Here is a 16,426-nt window from a genome sequence, read left to right on the forward strand (position 1 = left end):
GGGCGGGGCGGGCGTCACGGCAGCGGGGGCGCGGGATAGCTGAGGACCGCCGCGTCCCGTTCGACCAGGACCCGCCGGGGCACGGTGCGGTAGTAGGTGTCCCGCTTCAGCCGGCGCAGGAAGTTCTCGCTGTGCTGGGCGTTGCTGGCCGTGCGGGAGGCCAGGACCAGTTGGCGGTTGCGTTCGCGCCGCCGGTCCTCGTAGGTGCGCAGTCCCCGGGCCGGGTCCTCAGCGGTGGCCAGGCTCTGCGCCAGGACGACGGCGTCCTCCATCGCCATGGCGGCGCCCTGCCCCAGGCTGGTCAGCATGGGATGGGCGGCGTCGCCGAGCAGCGTCACCCGCCCGGTGCCCCAGCGCTCCAGGAACGGCCGGTCCTGCGCCGGTACGGTGATGATGTCGGCGTCGGGGGTGAGCGCGATCACCTCCCGCACCTCCTCGGCCCAGCCGGCGTAGAAGCGCGCCACATCGTCCTTGCCGCCCTTCCACGCGGCGGAGTCCGTGAGCGTCATGGCCTTGGTGCCCCACCAGTAGGCCCGGCCGCCGCCGATGTCGATGAGGCCGAAGCGCTGGCCGTCGCCCCAGTAGTGGCCGACGTACCCGGTGACGAACCGCGGGTGGTGGAAGTCGACGATGCCCAGCCAGCACAGGTAGCCGCCGTCGCGGACGTCGTCGAGGCCGGCGAGCTGCCCCCGCACGGCGGAGCGGAATCCGTCCGCGCCGATGAGCACGTCGCCCTCGGCGGTCCTGCCGTCCTCGAACCGTACGCCCACACCGTCGTCGTGCTGTTCGAACGCGACGGCGCCGGCCCCCATCTCGATGGGGCAGTCGGCGGCCGACAGCAGGGCCTGGTGCAGCCCGGCCCGGCTGACGCAGTAGCTCGGTGCCCCGGCCTTGCGGCACGCCTCCTCGAACGGCAGCGTCCGGATGAGGGTGCCGCGGCCGCTCCTGATCTGGAACCGCCGGATGCGCTGGCCGTACTTGTCGAGATGGAGGTCGATGCCGAGGGTGTCGAGCGCGGTGACCGCGTTGCTCATGACCGACAGCGCGGAGCCCGCGGCGCGGAACTCGGCCGCCCTCTCGTACACCTCCGCCTCGATGCCGACGCGGCGCAGGGCGATCGCCGTGGTCAGTCCGCCGATACCCCCTCCGACGATCACGGCCTTGCGCGCGCGCCTCCTGCCCCGCGCGCCCGGGGTGGCCCTGTCGGTGCCGGTGTGTTCCGTCATGAGCGGTCCTTCGCCGTGGCGTCGGTGAGCCTCGTCAGCTCCGAGGCGACCACCTGTACGTAGGGTTCTTCGATGATCCGCAGATGGTCACCGGGGATGTCGACGACGGTGAGCCTGCCGCGGGTGCAGCCGTCCCAGCCGTTGTGCGCGTCCTCGTGCAGCGTGCGCGCGACCGTGTGCATCTCCCGCAGGACCGCGGGCAGCGGCTGGGTGGCCCGCAGCAGGGTGAAGTCCACGTCGAAGGTGTGGCCGGCGTAGTCGATGGCGGCCTGCCAGTTGGCCTCGTAGACCTTGAACAGCCTGCGGACCACGGAGGCCGAGCTGTCCGGCGGGAGGACGCCCTTCTCGACGGCCCGCTGTGCGATGAACGCGAACTTCTGCTCCAGGTCCGGCAGGTGGCGCGGGACGAGGGCCTCCGGGGAGTCGCTGCCCAGCTTGAGGAAGAGCAGTTCCCAGAAGAACCAGCCGAGCAGGGCGTCGTCGGTCAGGCCGGTGCGTTCGCCGGGCTCCAGCGCGACGGTGTCGAGCAGGAACACGTCCGCCGTCTCCTCGCCCGCCCGGCGGAGCCGTTCGGCCATCTCCAGGGCGACGAACCCGCCGAACGACCAGCCGCCCAGCGTGTAGGGGCCGTGCGGCTGCACCCGCCGGATCGCCGCCAGGTAGTTCTCGGCGAGCGCGGCGACGGAGGTGAGCGGTTCGGTGCCGGCCTCGGTGCCGGCCGCCTGGAGTCCGTAGAACGGCTGGTCGGGCGGCAGGTGTTTGGCGAGCTGCACGAAGCACAGCACGTTGCCGCCGGCGGGGTGCACGAAGAACATCGGCGGGCGCGTGCCCTCGGTCCGGAAGGGGACCAGCGGGTCGAAGGTGGCGACCGCGCGGTCCGAACGCAGCAGCCCGGCCAGGTCGGCGACGGTGGGCGCGGCGATCAGGCCCGACATCGGGATCTCGACGCCGAACCGCTGTTTGACCTGCATGACCAGGCGCATCACGGTGAGCGAGGTGGCGCCGAGGTCGAACAGGTCGTCGTCCACGGAGACGGTGGGGAGCTGCAGCAGTTCGGCGACGGTGGTGACGAGCACCCGTTCGTACGCGTCGCGCGGGGGCGTCACCGCGGTCCGCGTGCCGTGCCGGGCCAGGGGCAGCCGGCGCAGTGCCGCGTCGTCCCGTTTGCCGCTCGGGGTCAGGGGCAGCGCGTCCAGCCAGGTGAAATGGGTGGGGACCAGGTGCTCGGGCAGGGTCCGCCGCAGGCTCTTGCGGATCTCCTCGACATCGGTCCGGCCGGCGTCGCCGACGAGGAACGCGGCCAGGAACGCGTCGTCGTCCTGCCGTGTGCGGGCCACCACCGCGGCATCCCGCAGGCCGGTGCCCCGCGCGGCGCGCAGGACGGCCACCTCGACCTCGGCGGGTTCCACGCGGAACCCGCGGACCTTGACCTGGGCGTCCGCCCGCCCCAGGTAGGCGATCGCGCCGTCCCGCAGCCGGACGCCGAAGTCGCCGGTGCGGTACAGCGTCCGGCCGGGGTCGCCGGGGTGCGGCCGGAAGCGTTCCGCGGTCAGTCCGGGCTGGCCGAAGTAGCCGTCGGCCAGGCAGGTTCCGCCGAGGTACAGCTCGCCCTTGATCCCGTCCGGGACCGGGCGCAGCCGCTCGTCCAGCAGGTGCAGCTCGGCCCCGTCGACCGGGTGCCCGATGGGCGGCAGGGCCGGGGCGGCGCCGAAGTCGCCGGTGAGGGTGAACCGGGAGACCACGTGGGACTCCGTGGGCCCGTACTGGTTCTCCAGCAGGGCGTCGGGGAGGGCCGCGCAGAGCCGGCGGATCTCGTCGGTCAGCCGCAGTTGCTCGCCCGAGGAGACGAGGACCCGCAGCCGGCGGGGCACCAGCCCGAGGGTCCCCGACGCCTCCGCGAGCTGCTGGAGGGCCACGTACGGCAGGAAGACCCGCTCCACGCGCGCACTGTCGATCAGCCGCAGCAGCGCGGCGGGATCCTTGCGCTGGTCCTCCCGGACGAGGACCAGCGTTCCGCCGGAACACAGGGTCGAGAAGATCTCCTGGAAGGAGACGTCGAAGCTCAGCGGGGCGAACTGGAGCGTGGCTCCGCCCGGGGCCGCGCTGGGCGCGGCGTTCTGCCAGGCCACCAGTCCGGCCAGGGACCGGTGGGGCATCGCGACGGCCTTCGGCACACCGGTGGACCCGGAGGTGAACAGCAGGTACGCCGTGTCCTCGGGTGCGATGACGGGCACGGGGCGGGGTCCGTCCCCGGGGATCTCGCTCAGCGCGGTGGCGAGAGGCAGGAGGTCCTCCTGCGCCTCGACGAGGTGGGTGTGGTCCGGACCGGCCACCACCCTCGTGGGACGGGCGTGCCGCAGCATGGTCCGCAGGCGTTCGACCGGGTAGCCGGTGTCGAGGGGCACGCTCGCGGCGCCCGCCCTGGCGATGCCGAGCACCAGGGCCACCAGCTCCGGCGAGCGGTCGACGGCGATGGCCACCCGGTCGCCGGGCCGGGTGCCGGACGCCCACAGGTGGGCCGCCACCCGCTCGGCGGCGCTGTCGAGTTCCCGGTAGGTCCACCGCACGTCGCCGAACCCGAGCGCCTGCGCGTCAGGGGTGCGCGCCGCCTGGTCCGCGAAGAGCCGCACCACATCGGGGTGCGCGGGCGGCTGGGGCGCGGCTTCGGGGAGGCCGGGGCTGAGGAAGCCGAAGTCCGCCTGTTCCCCGGGGTGTTCGGTCATCCGGGTGACGACGGCGCGGTAGAGGCGGGCGAACAGTTCGGCCTGGTCGCGGGTGAGCGCGCGCCCGTCGTAGTCGACGCGCAGGGCGATGCTCTCCTCCAGCGGATCGACGATCGCGTTGACCAGGAGCTTGAAGTTCGTCTCCTCCCACGTCCGGAAGGCCGGCATGCGCACCCCGGGAGTGCGCAGGATCGAGCCGAGGACGTGGAAGTGCACGTAGTTGAAGCAGGATTCGACGGAGAAGCCCGAGGGCTGGCCGGCCTGGACGGCGCTGAGCGGGTACCGGCGGTGCGGGTGGCTGCGCTGCTCCTGCGCGTACAGGGCGCCGGCCACCTCCAGCCAGGTCATGCCCGTGGTGTCCACCCGGACGGGCATGCTGTTGAGGAACAGCCCGACCATCCGCTCGGCGCCGGGCAGGTCGGGGCGTCCGTGCGTGACCAGGCCGGTGACGTAGTCCTGGGCGCCGAACTGCGCTTGCAGGGCCAGGCAGTAGGCGGCGAACAGCAGCGACTTCACCGGCACCTGCCGCTCGGTGGCGAGCGCGCGGACCGCCGCCGCGTCCTGCCGGGACAGCGGCACGTGCAGCGAGTCCGCCCGCGCGGGCGTGTCCCGTGGGGCGAACGGGCGCAGACCGTCGAGCTGGGGCAGGGCGGCGCCGTCCAGCAGGGTGCGCCAGTAGGCGCCGGCCTCCTCGGACGCGAGGGCGCGCAGCTCGTCCCGGACGTAGTTGGCCGGCGACGGGAGCAGGGCCTCCTGGACGGCGCTCACGCCGAGGCCGATGCCGTGCGCGTAGTCGCGGAGCAGTTCGCTCAGCAGTGTGGCCACGCTGCCGCCGTCCAGGATGGCGTGGTGGAAGCTGAAGACGATCTCCAGGCTGTCCGGGCACACGTGGACGTGGAAGAGGTACAGCGGTGCTTCTTCGAACACGTACCGGTGGGTGCGCCGCTGGTCGACGTGTGCGCGGACCGCGGCCTCGATCTCGTCCGCCGGCGCGGCGCGCAGGTCGGTGACGGCCAGGCCGCCGGGCGCCTCGGGGTGCACGATCTGCAGGGGCTGGGAGTAGCCGGCGAGGCCGAACGAGGAGCGCAGCACGGGATGGCGCCGCACCAGCCGGTCGAACGCCTGCCGGAAGGCGTCCTCTTTCCAGGGCAGGTCCAAGGTGTACTGGAAGACGTCGTGGTAGGCGGCGGAGTTCTCCTGCTCGCGGCTGTGGTAGAGCAGTCCGAGCTGGACGCGGCTGACCGGGAAGGCGTCCACCGCGGCGGTCAGACGGGCCCGGTCGACGGCCGAGACCAGCTCGAACGGCGCGACCGCGCTGGTGGTGGCCTTGTCGTCCCGTGCCACCGCCCGCGCGGCGAGCCGGGCGACGGTCGGTGCCTGCATCAGATCGGTGAGGCTGAACTCGATGCCGCGCTGGAGGCACACGGCACGCAGCCGGAGCATGGTGAGCGAGTCCCCGCCGAGGACGAAGTAGTTGTCGTGGACGCCCACGGACGGCTTGCCCAGGACCTCCGCCCAGACGGCCGCCAGGGCCCGTTCCATGGCGGTGCGCGGGGCGACGTGGCGCGCGGGTTCCTCCGGTGCCGCCGGCTCCGCCGCCGGGGGCCGCTGCGTCACCGCGGCGGCCGGTGCGCCGGCCGCGCGGTCGAGGGCCGCGACCGGGCTGTCCGGTGCGTCCAGGCCCTGCCGGAGCAGTGCGAGCACCTGCTCGCCGATGGTCTCGGCCGGCAGCGACCGGTCGAACACGTTCCGGTCGTACTCGAGGTCGACGTACAGGGCGGGAGATCCCTCGGGTGCCTGGACCACGACCGACAGCGCGTCCTGGTCGCGCAGCATGGCCGCCAGTGAGCCCTGCCGGCTGATGCCGGGGGCGGCCGGCGGTTCGGGAAAGTTCAGATAGGACAGGGTGACGTCGAAGAGCCGGCGGGCGTCCGGCCCGGCGGCCGTGCTGTCCGGCAGTACGTCGCCGAGACAGACCCGGCCGTGGTCTTGCAGGGTGCGCACCGACTCGCGGACCTCGGCGGCCAGTTCACGCAGGGGCCGGGTGCCGTCGGCTCGCACCGGGAGCGGCAGCAGGCTGGTGAACATCCCGGGTGTGGCGCGTTCCGCGGCGGTCCGGCGGTTCAGCAGCGGGACGCCCAGCACCACCTCCGCGGTCCCGTGCAGTCCGGTCAGCCAGCTCGCGAAGGCGGCGGTCAGATAGGGGAAGGGCGAGCCGCCCTGCGCGCGGAGCCGGGTGACGAGACCGGCGTCGACGACGAAGGAGGTGCGCCCCACGCCCTGTCGCGCGCCCTCGCCGCGCCGGGCGAACAGCGCGGGCCGGACGCCGGAGAGGAGCCGGCGGACGGCCGCCGTGTCGCGCGCGTGCTCCGCGGAGGCCCGGTAGCGCAGGTCGTCGGCCACGAAGTCCGCGTAGGGTGCGGGTCCGGTCAGGGCGGCGGGCCGGCCGGCGTAGTCGGTGAGCACCTGGGCGGTGAACTGCCGCAGGCCCCAGCCGTCCATGATCAGGTGGTGTGCCCTGAGGTAGAGATGGACCTCGTGGTCGCTCTCCCGCAGCAGCGCGGCCTGGTAGAGCCTGCCCCGCCTGGTGGTGAACCGGGTGCGGGCGGCCTCGGCCAGCCATGACGCGCGGGCGGCCGGCGGGTCGGGGGTGTGCCGGAGGTCCACCACGTCGACTTCGGCGCTCGCGGGTCCGGTCCACTGGCAGGGGCGGCCGTCGGTCTCGTCGAAGCGTAAGCGGAAGGTGTCGTTACGCTCCAGGGCGCGGCGGACGCTCGCCGCCAGCCTGCCGATGTCGACCGGCCCGGTGAGGCGTTCGTGCAGGGCGCAGGTGAGCTGCGGGGCCGCGGGCGCCAGGGATTCGGAGACCCAGATGTCCTTCTGGTAGGAGGTCAGTGCGAAGGTGGGCATGGCAGTCATGGCTCTCTTCGTCTTCCTTTACGTGTTCTCCGGGCAGGACGAACAAAAGCCGGTCCGCGGCGGGTGTCCGCGCGGGACGGGGCGCCGGCTTCGGTGCAGAGGTCGAAGGGCGGGTACGGCACGGTGGAGCCGGCGCTGCCCGGCGGGAAGGGGGACGCTGCCGGCGGCTCCTGAGCGGAACCCGCCGAGCGGGTACCGCTCGCCGGTCCGGCCGGCTGACAGCCGCCGGGTCGCCCGGGGCGTGCGGCTGCCGTTGCCCTGTGCCTTGCCCGCCGTCGCGGGGTCTCGTGAGTCTGGCGGCCCGGGAGCTACGTGAGTCACCCGGCGGGGCGTCTGGGCTTCCATCGTCCCCACGAGCCGGCTGAGGTGTCAACGAGGCGTATGACCGCGGCAGGTTCCGCAGCCGGGCGGGAGGTCCCTTCCGTGGCTGGTCATCGCGCGGTTGCCGGGAGCGGGCCCGCCTATGGTCCCGGCCGGTGGCGACGCGCGATTTGGTCAGGTCCGGCGCGGCCCGGGCGCCGGGGCACCGGGCGGGAGCACGGCCCGGCCGCGCGGCGGCCGTCGCTGCCTCTCCGTGAGACGTGCGGGCCGGAGCGGCACGATGACGCGAACTCCCCCTTCGCCGCGCCCCCGACGCGGCGATCCGGCCAGGGAGGGCGGGCCGCTCCGGACCGGCGGCCCCCTCCCCCGCCGGGTCGCGGCTGCCGTGCGGACACCACCGCCACCACCTGGGATTCGGCGCCGGCCGGGTGGGGCGCCGCCGATCGCCGGGACGGCGGACCACGGCCGGGAGGAGGCGATTTCGGGTCACTCATTGCGCCACCCTGGTGCGGCGCACGGGGGCGTCTCCGGGCACGGCCGCGCCTCGGCACTCCGCCGGCCCGCGCATTGGTCTACCGGCTGCCGGCACCGGAGTACGCGGGCGTCCGGCCGCCCCGGGACGGCATTGGTTGCCGCGAAGCGGGGCAAAGGCGGCGCCCCTCAGGGCAAGTCCGTCGGTCCGCCGGGCCGTTGACACGGGAGGGCGCCCTGGGGAAGCTGTTGCGGTCTGTACGCGTACGACGCGTCCGCGAGGGACGCGGGCGAAGGCGCCACGGAGTCGCCGCACCGATGGTCGTCGGCGGCACCGCCGAGCGGCGCCCGGATCGCCATCGGAGCCCGGTCGTCGGTCCGGGTGCGGGTCGCAGGGGCGAGGACCGCACCTCCGGCGGGGAGATCAGCGCAGCCGGCTCTCTGCCGCGCTTGTCGGGGAGCCGTTCCCACCTGCACGTCGACCATGGACCAGCCGAGCCGAGCGGGGACATCCGTGCGCAGTCCGCCTGCTGGAAACAGAAGCACCGACGCGGGACCCGGCCCGGCCGCCGTCGAGGCGCCGCGTGCCGCCCGGCTCCCGCACCGGCCGGACGTACTGCCGCGCCTCGCCTCCGCCGTACGGGCTCGCGCGGTCGCGGCCGAACGCGCCGGCGACCCGGCTCGTGCGCCCGCTGTCGTCCGCGCGCGCCGGCCACGGCCACCGGCCGCGGGCCGTCGCGGTCTTCCGCCTCAGCACCGAGAGGGTGCCGGCGCCGGCTGGCCGCCGCGCCGTACCTGCCGGCGGTCCCCCTCGCGCGGCGCCGGGCCGCCGTGAGGTCAGAGCACGGTCACCGGATGGCGTACCACCGCGCCGAACAGATAGCCCTCCGTGTTGGGCACCGCCGTGTCCGGCTGGGTGCGGCCGGCCGTGTCGGTGGCGCGGGCCAGCAGCTGGGCGGGTCCGGGGGCGGCGGGCGTCCAGGGAAGGGACCAGCGCGTCCAGGTGCCCGCGCGCGGCCGGTCGTGCAGCCGGGCCGGCCGCCAGGTCGTCCCGCCGTCGGTGCTGACCTCCACCCGTGCGACGCCTCCCGCGCCGGACCAGGACCGGCCGCGCAGCACCTGCCGCCGGCCCGCCGGGAACGTGGCGCCGCTCGCCAGCTCGAAGGCGCTCTTGACGGTCTGCCGGGTGAGCGGCGCGGTGCCCTCCTTCGGGTAGGCGGAGCCGAACAGCCGGTAGAAGGTGGTGTTCCAGGGCGAGAAGAGCGGGTGCGCGGACACCTCGATGTCGCCGACCCACTTGACGGACGAGATCCCCACCCAGGAGGGCACCAGCACCCGCACCGGATACCCGTGGTCGTACGGCAGCGGCTCGCCGTTCATCTCGTAGGCGAGCAGGACGTCGTCCAGCGCCTTGCCCAGCGGCAGCGGACGGCGCACCCGGCCCAGGTTCTCGCCGCCGCTGACGTACTCGGCGTCCAGGCCGCGCGGCTGGACGTCCACGGCGTGGGAGGACAGCCCGGCCCTGCGCAGCACGTCGGCCAGGCGCACCCCGCGCCAGCGGGCCACGCCCACGGCGCCGAGCGTCCACGGGGTGCCGTTGACCGTCTCGCCCTGCTGGGTCGTGTAGTAACTGCGGCCGTTCCCGGCGCACTCGACGAACGCGGTGCGGGTGACGGCGGGCAGGGCACGCAGATCGTCGTAGCCGAACTCGACCGGCCTGTCCTCGCCGGGGGCGCCGCGCAGTCCGTCACCCCACAGGCGCAGCCGCCAGCCGGCGGCGTCCAGGACGGGGGTCGCCGTGTGGTTGCGGACGAAGAACAGCTCGTTGGGGGTGTGGTGCCCGGTTCCGCTCAGGGCCTCCCAGCGGGTCTCGGCGTTGGTGCCGCGCGGGATGAACCACTCGGGCGGCAACGGCTTGAGGATCGACGAGCCGGCGGCGTGGGCCGGAGCCGCCGCGGGCAGCGCGGTGCCGCCCGCGGTCGCGGCGAGCAGGGTGAGCAGCCGGCGGCGCGTGACTCCTTCCGCTCTGGCCTGGCCGGCGAGCCACTGGCGCAGTCTGCGGCGGTCGTAGGCCGTTTCGTGAGGGGTGACGGAGCCGACAGCACGCATGGCAGGTCCTCGTCATAAAGGAGGGAAAGGGAAGGAGGCGGTCACGGCACTCGTGTGACGGGGTCGTCGAAGGAGGGGGCCGGGGGAAAGCCGGTCAGCCGGACGGCCGACACGGCGCCGCGGCCACCCGGACGAGGTCCACAGGGCGGCACCGCGTCAGGGGCTCCGGCGCAAACATGGCGGGATGCAAGCATGCGACCGGCGCGGGTGTCAACGGATCGGTGACGTACGGAGGTTCGCAAGGTGAGCGCGGCGCGCGGCCCGGAGCCGTCCGCGCGTCCGGGTGAAGGGAAGCGGGCTCCGTCAGGGGCTGCTGCGGTCCGGGGGCCGTCCGCGCGTCCGGGTAAGGGAAAGGTCACGCCGTGCTGGTGCGGCGCCGCGTCCATGTGGTTATCTGGCTCCATGACCGTGCTCGTGACCCGCCGCCACGTCGACTACGTGCGTGTCACCGCCACGGGTTGTCCCGCCGCGAACTGACGTCGCGCCGCCGGCTTCCGGCCGGCCTCCTCTCCACCGCACCACGCTGAACGCCGCCCTGTTCCGGGCCCGGCTCGCAGCCCTGCGGCACCTTCGCCCCTCCGCGTGCCTCACCGCACGCGTCTTCGCTTTGCGCACAAGGGAGTTACCCCATGAGCCAGCCCGTCGACTCCGTCACCGCCGGCCACACCCCCGAGGACGGGCCCGCCGGCCCCGACACCTCCGCCTGGTCCTTCGAGACCCGGCAGATCCACGCGGGCGCCACACCGGACCCGACGACCGGCGCCCGGGCGACGCCCATCTACCAGACGACGTCCTTCGTGTTCCGGGACACGCAGCACGCCGCCGACCTGTTCGCGCTGGCCGAGCCCGGCAACATCTACACCCGTATCCACAACCCGACCCAGGACGTCTTCGAGCAGCGGATCGCGGACCTGGAGGGCGGGGTCGCGGCCGTGGCGCTCTCCTCCGGGCAGGCGGCCGAGACCCTGGCCATCCTGACCCTGGCCGGTGCCGGCGACCACATCGTCTCCAGCACGTCGCTGTACGGCGGCACGTACAACCTGCTCCGGCACACCCTGCCGAAGCTGGGCATCGAGGTGTCGTTCGTGGACGACCCGGACGACGTCGAGGCGTGGCGGGCGGCGGTCCGGCCGAACACCAAGGCGTTCTTCGCGGAGACGCTGGGCAACCCGCGCGGCAACGTCCTCGACGTGCGGGCCGTCGCCGACGTTGCGCACGCGGCCGGGGTGCCGCTGATCGTGGACAACACCGTCCCGACGCCCTATCTGCTGCGGCCCATCGAGCACGGCGCGGACGTCGTCGTCCACTCGGCGACCAAGTTCCTGGGCGGCCACGGCACCGCCATCGCGGGCGTGGTCGTGGACGGCGGCACCTTCGACTTCGGGGCGCACGCCGAGCGGTTCCCCGACTTCACCGAGCCCGACCCCAGCTACCACGGGCTGCGGTACTGGCCCGCGCTCGGCCCGGGTGCCTTCGCCGTCAAGCTGCGGGTGCAACTGCTCCGCGACCTCGGTCCGTCGCTCTCCCCGCACTCCGCCTTCCTGCTCCTGCAAGGCGTGGAGACGCTCAGCCTGCGCCTCGAACGGCACTCCTCGAACGCCCAGGCCCTCGCCGAGTGGCTGGAGCAGCGCGACGAGGTCGCCGTCGTGCACTACCCGGGGCTGAAGTCCAGCAGGTGGTACGAGGCGGGGCGCAAGTACCTCCCCCGGGGCGCCGGTGCCGTGGTCTCCTTCGAACTGCGGGACGGGGTCGAGGCCGGCAAGCGGTTCGTGGACGCGGTCGAGCTGTTCAGCCATCTCGCCAACATCGGTGACGTGCGCAGCCTCATCATCCACCCGGCGTCCACCACCCACAGCCAGCTCGACGAGACGCGGCTGGCGGCCACCGGCGCCGCCCCCGGCCTGGTGCGCCTGTCGGTCGGGATCGAGAACCTCGCCGATCTGAAGGCCGACCTGGAAGCGGGCTTCCGCGCGGCGAAGGGCGCGTCCTGACCGCCGTACCGACCGCGCCCACGGTCCCCCTCCCGCCGGCCTCCGGGGCCTGGCGGGAGGGGGACCCGCCCGGGCGCCGCCAGTGGTACGTGCGCGACGGGCCGCTCGCCCTGGAGGCGGGCGGCGAACTCCCGGGCGTACGGCTGGCGTTCGAGACCTGGGGCCGGCTCGCCCCGGACCGGTCCAACGCGGTGCTCGTGCTGCACGCCCTGACCGGTGACAGCCACGCCGCCGGTGCCGCCGGGCCCGGCCACCCCGCCCCGGGCTGGTGGGACGGGCTGATCGGCGCCGGGCGCGCGCTCGACACCGACCGCTGGTTCGTGGTGGCGCCGAACGTGCTCGGCGGCTGCCAGGGCAGCACCGGGCCGTCGTCCCGGGCGCCGGGCGGCCGCCGCTGGGGCGGCCGCTTCCCCTTCCTGACCCCGCGCGACCAGGTGGCCGCCGAGGCCGGCCTGGCCGACGCGCTGGGCATCGACCGCTGGGCGCTGGTCGCCGGCGGGTCGATGGGCGGCATGCGGGCGCTGGAGTGGGCCGTGTCGTATCCGGAGCGGACGCGGGCGCTCCTGGTGCTCGCCACGGCCGCCGCGGCGAGCGCGGAGCAGATCGCCTGGGCGGACCTCCAGCTGCACGCCATCCGCGGCGACCCGCACTGGCGCGGCGGCGACTACCACGACGCCGGCCCCGGGCTCGGCCCGCACGCGGGACTCGGCCTGGCCCGCCGCCTCGCCCATGTCACCTACCGCAGCGAACCGGAGTTGCAGGCGCGTTTCGGGCGGGCGCCGCAGGGCGCCGAGGAGCCCTGGCACGGCGGCCGGTACCAGGTCGCGTCCTACCTCGACCACCACGCCGCCAAGCTGGTGCGCCGCTTCGACGCGGGCAGCTACGTCACCCTGACCGAGGCCATGAACAGTCACGACGTCGGCCGGGGCCGGGGCGGCACCCGGGCCGCCCTGAGCCGGGTGACGGCCAGGACACTCGTCGCCGGCGTGGACTCCGACCGCCTCTATCCGCTGCGCCAGCAGGCCGAGCTGGCGGCCGGCATCCCCGCGGCGGACCGGTTGCGGGTGATCGCGTCCCCGTGCGGTCACGACGGCTTCCTCGTCGAACAGGAGCAGGTCGCCGCGCTCGTGCGGGAACTGCTCGGATAGCCGCGGGATCGCCGCGCTCATGCGGGAACGGTTAGCCGCGCCGGCCCGCCGTCGGATCAGCGGACGATCTTGAACCCGAACATGTCGGTGCCCAGGGCCGCCCAGGTGTCGATCCACATGCGCAGCATCATCTCGGTGGCGCGGGCGGTCCGGATGCCGCCGAGGTCGAGGACGTCCTTCCAGCCCAGCGACTCCAGCAGCCCGGTCACCACGGCCTTGGCCGCGGCGTCGTCACCGCTGACGAAGACCGTGTGGTCGCCGTCCCCGATCGCCGCGGGCGCCGCCATGGCCTGAGCCGCCAGGGTGTTGAAGGTCTTGACCACCCGGGCCGCGGGCAGCGCGCGCTGGAGCTGCTCGCCGAGGCTGTCGGTGTTGACCGGGTCGAGGACGGCGTCCGGGTCGGACCAGTCGAGCGGGCTGGACACGTCCATGAGGACGCGGCCGGCCAGGGCCGGGGCGAGCGGGGTGAGCGCCGCGACGCAGGAGGGCCCGTCGATCGCGTTCACCACCAGATCGGCGCCCGGCACCGCGTCCGCGAACGCGCGCAGTTCCAGGGCCGGATGCCGCTCGGCCAGCCGGGCGTACGCCTGGTTGGTGTCCAGGGTGGCGCGGGGCGAGCGGGTTCCCACGACCACGTCGTGTCCCAGGTCGAGGAAGGCGGGAGCGAGGACGTGGCACACGGCACCCGTCCCCAGCAGGGCAATTCTCATCGGCTCGCTTTCTTCCGGAGGATCTGCGCCGGCCGGCTGGACAAACCGTACCCGACCCGCGCCAGTGCCCCGGAACCGAACTTATTGCCGCCGAACACGGACTTGAGCAGCGTGCGGGGTGCGGCCGCCGGGTCAAGGAGCGGACCACCGAGCCGTTGTTACGGGTGAGTTGCTGTAGCAGTCGTTCCAATTGGAGCAGCCGCTACGGTAAGGTGGGCACCACGGACCGGCGAAGGCGGCGCGACAGGGGGCATCTTCATGACCAGGCCGCAGAATGCGCGGAAGAAACGCGCGAACGGCGTGGAGTCGCGGCAGCGGATCCTGGACGCGGCGGTGGAGATCGCGGGCGAGCGTGGGTACGAGGGGACGTCGATCGCGGCCGTCAGCGCCAAGTGCGGGCTGCCGGCCAGCTCGATCTACTGGCACTTCAAGGACAAGGACGACCTGATCGCCGCGGTCATCGAGCGCAGCTTCGAGACCTGGCTCGCGGCCGTCGAGCTGCCGGACGAGTCGGCGGGCACACCCATGGACCGGGTCGTCGCCATGGCGGCGAACGTGGCGAAGTCACTGGTGGACGCACCCGACTTCCTGCGCCTCGGCCTGATGCTCGCCCTGGAGCGGCGGCCCGTCGAGCCCCGGGGCCGCACCGTGTTCCTCGAAGTCCGGGACATCGCGCGGCAGAAGATCGGCGAGGTGGTCCGGTTCCTGCTGCCGGAGCTGGCCGATGACGCGGTGCACCTGCTCACCGCCTACGCCGTCGCCGGGGCCGACGGCCTGTTCGTCCAGCGGGAGATCAACGGCGACGACGTGGACCTGGTCGCCCTGTTCGAACTGCACGCACGGCTGGTGTACGCGGAGGCGGAACGGCTGGCGGCGAGGAGCGAGTGATGATGCTGACCGATCGAGAACGCACCGAGGCGGCACGGATGTTACGCGAGGCGGAGCGGCACGCGGCCCCGGTGGAGCCGCTGTCGGCCGTCCTGCCCGGCCTGGACCTGACCGACGCCTACGCCGTGCAGCGCGACACCATCGCCCTGCGGCTGGCCGAGGGCGCCACCGTCGTCGGGCACAAGGTCGGCCTGACGTCCGCCGTGATACGCAGGCTCCTCGGCGTCGAGCCCGACTTCGGCCATCTGCTGCACGACATGGTCCACCGCGACGGCGCCACGGTCCGTGCCGGGCGGTACTGCGCGCCCCGCGTGGAACCGGAGATCTGCTTCCGGCTCGCCCGGCCGCTGCGCGGTCCCGGTGTCGGCGTCGCCGACGTCCTGGCCGCGACCGAGGCGGTGGCCCCGGCGCTGGAGATCGTCGACAGCCGGATCCGCGACTGGCGGATCACCCTGGTCGACACCGTCGCCGACAACGCCGGCACCGGTGGTCTGGTGTGCGGTCCGTGGACACCGCTGGAGCGGGCTCCCGACCTCGCCGCCGTCACGGCCGACCTCCTCGTGGACGGCGAGCGGGTCGCCTCCGGCAGCGGCGCGGACGTCCTCGGCCACCCGGCCGCCGCGGTCGCCTGGCTGGCCGACACCCTCGCCGGTCACGGCACCGGCCTGGAAGCCGGTCAGCTGGTCCTGTCCGGCGCCATGACCACCGCGCCCCGCGTCGGCGCCGGACAGACCGTCGAGGCACGCCTGAGCCGCCTCGGTCCGGTGTCGGTGACGTTCGGCTGAGCGCCACCCGGCCACCGCCGCCGTCTCATCACCCCGCATCCATCCCCGAGAGAGAGCCAGCAGGTCAGCGCATGCCCACCGCACTACGCCGCATCGACGTCCACCAGCACGTCGTACCGCCCTTCTACCGCGGTCTTCTCGCACAGACGGGCATCGCCGAGGCGGGTGGCCGCGCCCTGCCCGACTGGAGCCCCGAGGCAGCGCTGGAGGCGATGGACCAGTTGGGCACGGACGCGGCGATCGTCTCCGTCTCGACGCCCGCCACCGGCTTCCTCACCGACCCGGCCGAGGCCGCCGGTCTGGCGAGGCGGCTCAACGACTTCTCCGCCGGCCTGGCCGCCGACCACCCCGGCCGCTTCGGCTGGTTCGCCACCCTGCCCATGCCGGACACCGCCGCCGCCGCGCGGGAGGCCGGGCGGGCCCTGACCTCGCTGGGCGCCGACGGGGTCGTCCTGCTCGCCAACACCCAGGGCGTCTATCTCGGCGCGCCCGGCCAGGACGCGCTGTGGCGGTGTCTGGACGAGCGGGGCGCCGTCGTGCTGGTCCATCCGTCCGAACTGCCGGCGCCCGCGGTGAAGGACGTCCCGCCGTTCGCGGCCGACTTCCTGCTCGACACCACCCGCGCCGCCTATCTGCTGGTGCGCAGCGGCATCGTGCGCGCGTACCCGAACATCCGGTTCATCCTGAGCCACGCCGGCGGTTTCGTCCCGTACGCCTCCCACCGCTTGGCCGTCACCATCGCGCACGACACCGGGCGCAGCGTCCTGGACGTGCTGGACGACTTCCGGGCCTTCTACTTCGACACCGCGCTCTCCTCCAGCCCGGCGGCCCTGCCCACCCTGCTGGCCTTCGCCCGGCCCGGGCACGTCCTGTTCGGCAGCGACTGGCCGTTCGCGCCCGCCGGCGCCGGGAAGTACTTCGCCACCGGCCTGGACACCCAGCTCGACCCGGGCACGCTGACCGCGGTCAACCGCACCAACGCCGAAGCGCTCTTCCCCCGGCTGGCCGCCGCGCGCCCCGCGGCCCCGGGCCGTCCGCTCGGCTCGCGCCTGCGGCACTCGGCCCAACGGGCCGCCGCCCGGCTGCTGTTCAGCCTCATGCAGCCCGGCGCCGACTGACGGGCCGTACCGGCCGG

9 protein-coding genes are annotated in these 16,426 nt (G+C 74.1%); 5 read left to right on the forward strand and 4 right to left on the reverse strand.

Annotation, left to right across the window (positions count from 1 at the left end; genetic code table 11):
* Positions 1 to 14: 14 nt before the first annotated feature.
* The 3 genes from ACZ4SV_RS06935 to ACZ4SV_RS06945 all read right to left on the reverse strand — a co-directional run bounded on the left by ACZ4SV_RS06935 (position 15) and on the right by ACZ4SV_RS06945 (position 9,769).
* A complete protein-coding gene (locus ACZ4SV_RS06935) occupies positions 15 to 1,226 on the reverse strand; it encodes an FAD-dependent monooxygenase (protein ID WP_468002049.1) in 1,212 nt (403 codons plus the stop codon).
* Positions 1,223 to 6,868 (reverse strand): non-ribosomal peptide synthetase, encoded by a 5,646-nt coding sequence (locus ACZ4SV_RS06940; RefSeq protein WP_468002051.1) that lies wholly within the window; start codon positions 6,866 to 6,868, stop codon positions 1,223 to 1,225. The genes ACZ4SV_RS06935 and ACZ4SV_RS06940 overlap by 4 nt, the downstream gene beginning before the upstream one ends.
* 1,629 nt (positions 6,869 to 8,497) lie before the next feature.
* On the reverse strand, positions 8,498 to 9,769 hold the full coding sequence (locus tag ACZ4SV_RS06945; protein ID WP_468002053.1) for a sulfite oxidase: 1,272 nt from the start codon (positions 9,767 to 9,769) through the stop codon (positions 8,498 to 8,500).
* A 629-nt stretch (positions 9,770 to 10,398) separates the two neighbouring features.
* On the opposite strand from ACZ4SV_RS06945, the gene ACZ4SV_RS06950 reads away from it, so the two are divergent.
* Both ACZ4SV_RS06950 and metX read left to right on the forward strand, forming a co-directional pair.
* Positions 10,399 to 11,760, forward strand: coding sequence for a bifunctional o-acetylhomoserine/o-acetylserine sulfhydrylase (locus ACZ4SV_RS06950; protein WP_397935276.1), 1,362 nt, complete (start codon positions 10,399 to 10,401; stop codon positions 11,758 to 11,760).
* Positions 11,757 to 12,908, forward strand: a complete 1,152-nt coding sequence (gene metX, locus ACZ4SV_RS06955; protein WP_397935656.1) for a homoserine O-acetyltransferase MetX — start codon at positions 11,757 to 11,759, stop codon at positions 12,906 to 12,908. The genes ACZ4SV_RS06950 and metX overlap by 4 nt, the downstream gene beginning before the upstream one ends.
* A 56-nt stretch (positions 12,909 to 12,964) precedes the next feature.
* Here metX and ACZ4SV_RS06960 read toward each other — a convergent pair whose 3' ends face one another.
* Positions 12,965 to 13,618 carry an NADPH-dependent F420 reductase gene (locus tag ACZ4SV_RS06960; protein ID WP_365882175.1) on the reverse strand — a complete coding sequence of 218 codons (654 nt, stop codon included), beginning with the start codon at positions 13,616 to 13,618 and terminating at the stop codon, positions 12,965 to 12,967.
* Positions 13,619 to 13,876: 258 nt separating this feature from the next.
* Here ACZ4SV_RS06960 and ACZ4SV_RS06965 point away from each other — a divergent pair, with 258 nt between their 5' ends.
* From ACZ4SV_RS06965 to ACZ4SV_RS06975, 3 genes are all read left to right on the forward strand, one after another.
* Positions 13,877 to 14,506, forward strand: a complete 630-nt coding sequence (locus ACZ4SV_RS06965) for a TetR family transcriptional regulator (protein WP_468002056.1) — start codon at positions 13,877 to 13,879, stop codon at positions 14,504 to 14,506.
* Entirely contained in the window at positions 14,506 to 15,291 is a 786-nt protein-coding gene (locus ACZ4SV_RS06970; protein ID WP_468002058.1) for a 2-keto-4-pentenoate hydratase, read from the forward strand. The genes ACZ4SV_RS06965 and ACZ4SV_RS06970 overlap by 1 nt, the downstream gene beginning before the upstream one ends.
* Positions 15,292 to 15,362: 71 nt before the next feature.
* Complete coding sequence (locus ACZ4SV_RS06975) at positions 15,363 to 16,409, forward strand: amidohydrolase family protein (protein ID WP_397935280.1); 1,047 nt, start codon at positions 15,363 to 15,365, stop codon at positions 16,407 to 16,409.
* Positions 16,410 to 16,426 lie beyond the last annotated feature (17 nt).

It is taken from the genome of Streptomyces sp. NPDC027672, from assembly GCF_055566335.1.

Coding starts and splice junctions, on each gene's coding strand:
- ACZ4SV_RS06935 (WP_468002049.1), bottom strand. CDS start 1,226: ATGACGGAACACACCGGCACCGACAGGGCCACCCCGGGCGCGCGGGGC.
- ACZ4SV_RS06940 (WP_468002051.1), bottom strand. CDS start 6,868: ATGACTGCCATGCCCACCTTCGCACTGACCTCCTACCAGAAGGACATC.
- ACZ4SV_RS06945 (WP_468002053.1), bottom strand. CDS start 9,769: ATGCGTGCTGTCGGCTCCGTCACCCCTCACGAAACGGCCTACGACCGC.
- ACZ4SV_RS06950 (WP_397935276.1), top strand. CDS start 10,399: ATGAGCCAGCCCGTCGACTCCGTCACCGCCGGCCACACCCCCGAGGAC.
- ACZ4SV_RS06960 (WP_365882175.1), bottom strand. CDS start 13,618: ATGAGAATTGCCCTGCTGGGGACGGGTGCCGTGTGCCACGTCCTCGCT.
- ACZ4SV_RS06965 (WP_468002056.1), top strand. CDS start 13,877: ATGACCAGGCCGCAGAATGCGCGGAAGAAACGCGCGAACGGCGTGGAG.
- ACZ4SV_RS06970 (WP_468002058.1), top strand. CDS start 14,506: ATGATGCTGACCGATCGAGAACGCACCGAGGCGGCACGGATGTTACGC.
- ACZ4SV_RS06975 (WP_397935280.1), top strand. CDS start 15,363: ATGCCCACCGCACTACGCCGCATCGACGTCCACCAGCACGTCGTACCG.